Genomic DNA, 6,350 nt, shown 5'->3' with positions numbered 1-6,350 from the left:
GAGCCCCGTTTCAACGCAGTATGGGCGAGTGCAGATACATTTCGTACAGAGCCTACAGTTGTTCACAAATTCTTGACGCTGATATGTAAAACTATCGTTCGGCCAGCAAGCCAGTATACTTGCGCCCTATCGAGCAGCGTGCCAAAGGCCGTTGCCGCCGTGAAATCCGATGGAGAAACATCTATGCGTAGGATCGGTGCCGGAGTGATCGAGCGAGTCACCCAGGCCTGTGTCTGCGCCAGCTTGCTGCTGGCGCCCGTGGCGGCCACCCAGGCGGCCACCGAGGAGGATCCCTGGGAGGCGGTGAACCGGCCGATCTTCCGGTTCAACGACGTCCTCGACACCTATGCCCTCAAGCCGTTGGCGCAGGGTTATCAGTTCGTCACCCCGCAGTTCCTCGAAGATGGCATCCACAACGTCTTCCGCAACCTGGGCGACGTCACCAACCTGGCCAACAACGTGTTGCAGCTCAAACCCCGTGCGGCGGGCGTCGACACGGCGCGGCTGATCGTCAACACCACCTTCGGCCTGGGTGGCTTCTTCGATGTCGGCACCAAGATGGGCCTGCAGCGCAACGATGAAGACTTCGGCCAGACCCTCGGCTACTGGGGCGTGCCCAGCGGGCCGTACGTGGTCATCCCGTTCCTTGGCCCAAGCACCGTGCGTGACGGCCTGGCCAAGTACCCGGACACCTACACCGAACCCTACCGCTACATCGACCATGTGCCGACGCGCAACTCGATCTTCGCCCTGGACGTGATCGACACCCGCGCCAGCCTGCTGTCGGCGGAGAAGCTGATGCAGGGCGACAAGTACATCTTCCTGCGCAACGCCTACCTGCAGAACCGCGAGTTCAAGGTCAAGGACGGGCAGGTCGAAGACGACTTCTGATCTGCCGGCTTACGCAAGAGGCGACCTTCGGGTCGCCTTTTTCGTAACAGTTCAATGCATCGCCAGGATGCGCAAGCCGAAGCGCTGCGCACCGGCTGGCTGGTCGGCGATCCACACCACTTCGGTGCTGGCATGCAGCCCGGCGAGGGCCGTATGGTCGGAGTCGATGCGCACCTCGAGGCGGTCACCCACCTGGAAACGCTGCGGCGCCTGTACCTGCATGCCGGTGCTGGAGAGGTCGATGCACACAGCGCTGATCACCTGGTCGGCCTGCAGCAGCTGGACCTCGGCATCGATACGCATGCGAATGAAATCACGTTTTTCGCTGTAATCCACGGGGTGCTGGGACATGCTTGCATCCTTTCGTCAGGTTGCGCTGCTCCACATTCTTATAACGCCGGGTGATTTGCCCTGTAAAGTGCAGGGAAGTCTACCTGCCCATGCTTGAAACGCCAGGCGGATGGGAGTACCGTCAGCGCCTTACAGGGCACCTCGCTATTTGCCGGACCAGTCTTCTTGTCCTACAACTCAAGTAGAGAGTGGCTAGAGAGCATTCCAGTAGCCGTCTGTCGGTTCTCCACAGGCGCTACGCCAACCCAAATCTGGCGCCGTTCGCCCACATGCAGAAACCCAGTGCAACGCTGCTGATCATCGATGACGACGAGGTGGTCCGTGCCAGCCTCGCCGCCTATCTGGAAGACAGCGGCTTCAGCGTCCTCCAGGCCGGCAACGGCCAGCAGGGCCTCCAGGTCTTCGAAGCACACCAGCCCGACCTCGTGATCTGCGATCTGCGCATGCCGCAGATGGGCGGCCTCGAACTGATCCGCCGGATCAGCGAGCGCGCGCCGCAGTTGCCGGTGATCGTGGTGTCCGGTGCCGGCGTGATGAGCGACGCGGTCGAAGCCTTGCGCCTGGGCGCGGCGGATTACCTGATCAAGCCCCTGGAAGACCTGGCCGTGCTCGAGCACTCGGTGCGCCGCGCGCTCGACCGCTCGCGCCTGGTGCTGGAGAACCAGCGCTACCGCGAGAAGCTCGAGGCCGCCAACCGCGAACTGGAGGCCAGCCTGCACCTGCTGCAGGAGGACCAGACCGCCGGGCGCCAGGTGCAGATGAACATGCTGCCGGAAAACCCCTGGGTGGCCGGCGATTTCGCGTTCGAGCACCAGATCATCCCGTCGCTGTACCTGTCGGGGGATTTCGCCGACTACTTCCGCGTGGACGACCGGCGCATTGCCTTCTACCTGGCGGACGTATCCGGCCACGGCGCCTCGTCGGCGTTCGTCACGGTGCTGCTCAAGTTCATGACCACGCGCCTGCTGTTCGAATTCAAGCGTGGCGGCAAGATGCGCGAGTTCAAGCCTTCGCAGGTGCTCAGCCACATCAACCGTGGCCTGATCAACTGCAAGCTGGGCAAGCATGTGACCATGGTCGGTGGGGTCATCGACGAGGACACTGGCCTGCTCACCTACAGCGTCGGCGGCCACTTGCCGCTGCCGGTGCTGTATACCCCAGGGCAGGCCCGCTACCTCGAAGGCCGCGGCCTGCCGGTGGGCTTGTTCGACGAGGCCAGCTACCAGGACCTGGTGCTGGAGCTGCCAGAGCAGTTCAGCCTCACCCTGATGTCCGATGGCATTCTGGACCTTTTGCCCGGGGACACACTCAAAGATAAGGAAGCTGCCTTGCCGGAAATCGTCAAGGCGGCGGGTGGCAGCCTGGAGGGGCTGCGCCAACGATTCGAATTGGCTACGCTTGGGGAGATGCCGGATGATATCGCCCTATTGGTGTTGAGCAGGAACCTTGAATGAGTACTGGTAGAATCCAGTTCGCCGAGCAAAGCGGGACCTTCGTTCTGAAATTTGTCGGTGAAGTGCGCCTGACCCTGTGTTCGGCACTGGATGCGACGATCGAGAAGATCTTCACCGCGCTGAACTTCTCGGCCATCGTCATCGACCTGACCGAAACCGAGAGCATCGACAGCACCACCCTGGGCCTGCTGGCCAAGCTGTCGATCCTGTCCCGGCAAAAGGTCGGCCTGCTGCCGACCGTGGTCACCACCAACCCGGACATTTCCCGGCTGCTGCAGTCCATGGGCTTCGACCAGGTGTTCAATATCGTCGACCGCCCGGTGCCGTGCCCGGAATGCCTGACCGACCTGCCTTCCCAGGACCAGGACGAAAGCGTGGTGCGCTCCAAGGTGCTGGAGGCGCACAAGATCCTCATGGGCTTGAACGACTCCAACCGCGAGGCGTTCCATGACCTGGTGAGCGCGCTGGAAAGATCCTGACCTATCGCGGCGGTGCGCCGATGCGACTTGCCCCGCGATGGCTTCAGTCCTTGATGAAAGCCGTAGCTGGCGAACCATCGGCATTCAACTGATACACCCGCGCCGGCCGCCCCTGGTCATCGAAGAACACCTGCCCCAACCCCGCGCTGTTCCACAGCCGCTCGCCGGCCTTGCTCCGGCTGGGCGTGCGCGGCACCACTTCCATCTGTCGACGCTTGGTAAACCAGTTGAGCGGCGAGCGTGGCGAATACAGCCAGCGGTTGAGCCGGTCGAGCACATCCAGCAGGCGCCGGGGGAACTCGTTCTTGATCCCGCTGCTGGTCACCTGCCACAAGTGCGGGCTGCGCTGGCGATGGCGGATCAGCACTTCGTAGACGAATGAGTAGTGCACATCGCCCGACAGCACCACGTAATGCCCCGGCGTGCGCGAGTGGCGGAAGATATTGAGCACCACCTGCGCCGCGCCGCGGTGCGCCATCCAGTTCTCGGCATCGACCAGCAACGGGTAGCCCAGTGCGCTGAACACCCGTTGCACGGTCTCGATCAGCTTGACCCCGAAGATCGGCGCCGGCGACACGATGATCGCCGAGGGGTGATCGAGCAGCGCCTGTTGTAGTTCACTCAGCGCCTCCCAATCGAGCAGGCCCGAAGGCTTGGCCAGGTTGCTTTCGCTGCGCCAACGCCGGGTGCGGGTGTCCAGCACCAGCAGCGGCGGGTTGCTCGGCAGCGCGTATTGCCAGCCCTGGAAGCGCAGCAGTTCGCCAATCAGTTCATCCCGCGCCTCGTGCATCTGGCGGCATTGCCGGACCAGCGCCGCGCAGCCGTCCGGGTCGTTGCCCCAGCCCTGGCACAGCAGGTAGCCGAGCAGCGCGTTGCCGATGATCCGCCGCGAGAACGGATGGCCGTAGGCGGTCTGTTCCCACTGCGCCGACAGGTTCCAGTCGTCGGTGATGTCGTGGTCGTCGAAGATCATCAGGCAGGGCAGGTGGGCCATGACCCGCGCCACCTGGCCGAGGCCGTCGCGGAAGGCTTCGATCAACGGCAGCTCGTGGTGGTAGCGGGCCTGGCGCTTGTCGGTGAGGCCGGATGGCATCTGCATGCCCACCAGCGACCAGGGCAGCGGCGACCAGACCAGCAGGTACATGGCCATGACTTCGGCAAAGGTCACCAGGTGGTTGTCGGCATTGCTGGAGGAGAAGATCGGCTTGCGCTTGCCGCCGAAGAAGCGCTCACGCAGGGTTTCGTTGCCTTCCTGGGCCGGCAGCAGGTCGGCGCGGTGGTAATAGCAGGCCGGGTGCTGGTAGAGCGCGGCGCCGCTGTCGACCAGGGCACCGTCCAGCGCCTCGTCGAACAGGCCCAGGCGCTCGATCAACCCGTGGATGGCGCGCAGCATGGGGCCGGCGACATCGTCGGCATAGACCTGGTCGCCGCTCATCAGCAACACGGCGGGGCGCTCCTCGGGGCGCGGGCCGGCGGCCAGCAGGCGGTCGGCGCACAGCAGGCCGTCGGCAGCCGGATGATGGGGCTTGCGGCACGAGCCGTGGAGCACCTGGTCGAGGCGTTCGCGCAGCACGAAGCTGGGGCGGCTGGCGCCGGGATAGAGCAGGTGCGGGGCCCAGTCGGCGATGCCCTGGCCGTTGGCCAGGCGCAGGTCGTAATCGAGGGCCACGTCGCTGGGTAGCGGCTGATCGAAGTGGATATCCAGCAGGTGGATGAAGGCGTGCGTACCGACCGCGATCACCTTGCAATGCGCAGTGGCGCTGATGCCGGCCTGTTCCAGGACAAATTCGGCTTGCAGCGGTTGCGAACCGACCAGCCAGATCGCCAGACGCTGCGGCTCCAGGCGGCGCAGTACCGGGCCGGCAAGGACAAGGGGGAGGGTGGTGCTGGGGATCATCAGAGGCTCGGTTTTGTCTGCTATGACGCTATCGCGGGTCAAGCCCGCTCCCACTGGTTATGGGGAATGCGGCCGCAACGAAAACGGGCGGAAATGCTCTGCATTAACCGCCCGTCGATCAAGCCGAAGATGTATCAGGCTTTGTCAGCCAGCCATCAGCGCTTCCAGCTTCTCCTGGTCGCGGGCGAACTGGCGGATGCCTTCGGCCAGCTTCTCGGTGGCCATGGCGTCTTCGTTCATTGCCCAGCGGAACTGGCTCTCGTTCAACTGATGCTTGGCCTCGCCGGCATTGCCCGGCTTGAGGATGCGCGGCAGATCGCCTTGATCGTCCGACAGCTGCAGCAGCAGCTCGGGGCTGATGGTCAGGCGATCGCAGCCGGCCAGCTGTTCGATCTGGCCGATATTGCGGAAGCTCGCACCCATGACCACGGTGTTGTAGCCATTGGTCTTGTAGTAGTCGTAGATGCGCGTGACCGATACCACGCCCGGATCCTCGGCGCCGACGTACTCCTTGCCGGTGCTCTTCTTGTACCAGTCGTAGATGCGCCCCACGAACGGCGAGATCAGGAATACCCCGGCGTCGGCGCAGGCCTGGGCCTGGGCGAAGGAGAACAGCAGGGTGAGGTTGGTCTGGATGCCTTCCTTCTCCAGCTTCTCCGCGGCGCGGATGCCCTCCCAGGTGGAGGCCAGCTTGATCAGTACGCGGTCTTTCGGCACACCGGCCGCTTCATACAGCTCGATCAGCTGACGGGCCTTTTTCAGCAGCGCCGGCTCGTCGAACGACAGCCGCGCGTCCACCTCGGTGGAGATGCGTCCTGGAATGACCTTGAGAATGCCCGAGCCCACCGACACGGCGAACTTGTCGCAGGCCAGGTCGACATTGCCCTTGGCGTCGGCCTTGACCTGCTTGAGCAGGTCGGCGTAGCCCGGGATGGCCGCGGCCTTGAGCAGCAGCGACGGGTTGGTGGTGGCGTCGACCGGCTTGAGCCGGGTGATGGCGTCCAGGTCGCCGGTGTCGGCGACCACGGTTGTGAACTGCTTGAGTTGTTCCAGCTTGGAGGTCATGGGCGTGCTCTGTCCTGTGCAATGACTCGACATTACCCGAGCCCCGACAGCCACTCAAGGCCCGTCGCAGGCGTATCGGGAAAGCCTTCGCAGGCAACGCGATCCCTCAGTAGGCGCGCGCTTGCCCGCATCAGGCTGCAAAGCAGCCCCGGCTCACACCGGGCCTGCGGCAAAAGGCATTGCCTTCGAGTGCCAACCCCGCCGCAGGTTCCC

At 64.0% G+C, this 6,350-nt stretch carries 6 protein-coding genes; 3 read left to right on the top strand and 3 right to left on the bottom strand.

The genetic code is table 11. The features are described 5' to 3' along the window. Positions 1-183: 183 nt before the first annotated feature. Positions 184-891, top strand: a complete 708-nt coding sequence (locus ACODS9_RS18525; RefSeq protein WP_046856385.1) for an MlaA family lipoprotein — start codon at positions 184-186, stop codon at positions 889-891. A gap of 51 nt (positions 892-942) precedes the next feature. Here ACODS9_RS18525 and ACODS9_RS18520 read toward each other — a convergent pair whose 3' ends face one another. Beyond that, the gene (locus ACODS9_RS18520; protein WP_401105754.1) at positions 943-1,242 is read right to left on the bottom strand and encodes a PilZ domain-containing protein; all 300 of its coding nucleotides are present in this window, start codon (positions 1,240-1,242) and stop codon (positions 943-945) included. A 269-nt stretch (positions 1,243-1,511) separates the two neighbouring features. Between ACODS9_RS18520 and rssB the strand changes: the two genes are divergently transcribed. Both rssB and rssC read left to right on the top strand, forming a co-directional pair. Next, a complete protein-coding gene (gene rssB / locus ACODS9_RS18515) occupies positions 1,512-2,696 on the top strand; it encodes a two-component system response regulator RssB (protein WP_367856585.1) in 1,185 nt (394 codons plus the stop codon). Next, positions 2,693-3,175, top strand: coding sequence for an anti-sigma factor antagonist RssC (gene rssC, locus ACODS9_RS18510; protein WP_023631332.1), 483 nt, complete (start codon positions 2,693-2,695; stop codon positions 3,173-3,175). Before rssB ends, rssC begins: the two co-directional genes overlap by 4 nt. Positions 3,176-3,218: 43 nt before the next feature. Here rssC and ACODS9_RS18505 read toward each other — a convergent pair whose 3' ends face one another. Then, the gene (locus ACODS9_RS18505; RefSeq protein ID WP_489094450.1) at positions 3,219-5,072 is read right to left on the bottom strand and encodes an alkaline phosphatase D family protein; all 1,854 of its coding nucleotides are present in this window, start codon (positions 5,070-5,072) and stop codon (positions 3,219-3,221) included. A 144-nt stretch (positions 5,073-5,216) separates the two neighbouring features. Beyond that, positions 5,217-6,137 carry a transaldolase gene (gene tal, locus ACODS9_RS18500; protein ID WP_489094449.1) on the bottom strand — a complete coding sequence of 307 codons (921 nt, stop codon included), beginning with the start codon at positions 6,135-6,137 and terminating at the stop codon, positions 5,217-5,219. Positions 6,138-6,350: the final 213 nt, after the last annotated feature.

The organism is Pseudomonas sp. FG36 (genome assembly GCF_057809275.1).
The sequence above is the reverse complement of the archived record's forward strand: the minus strand, read 5'-3'. Positions and strand labels throughout refer to the sequence as shown.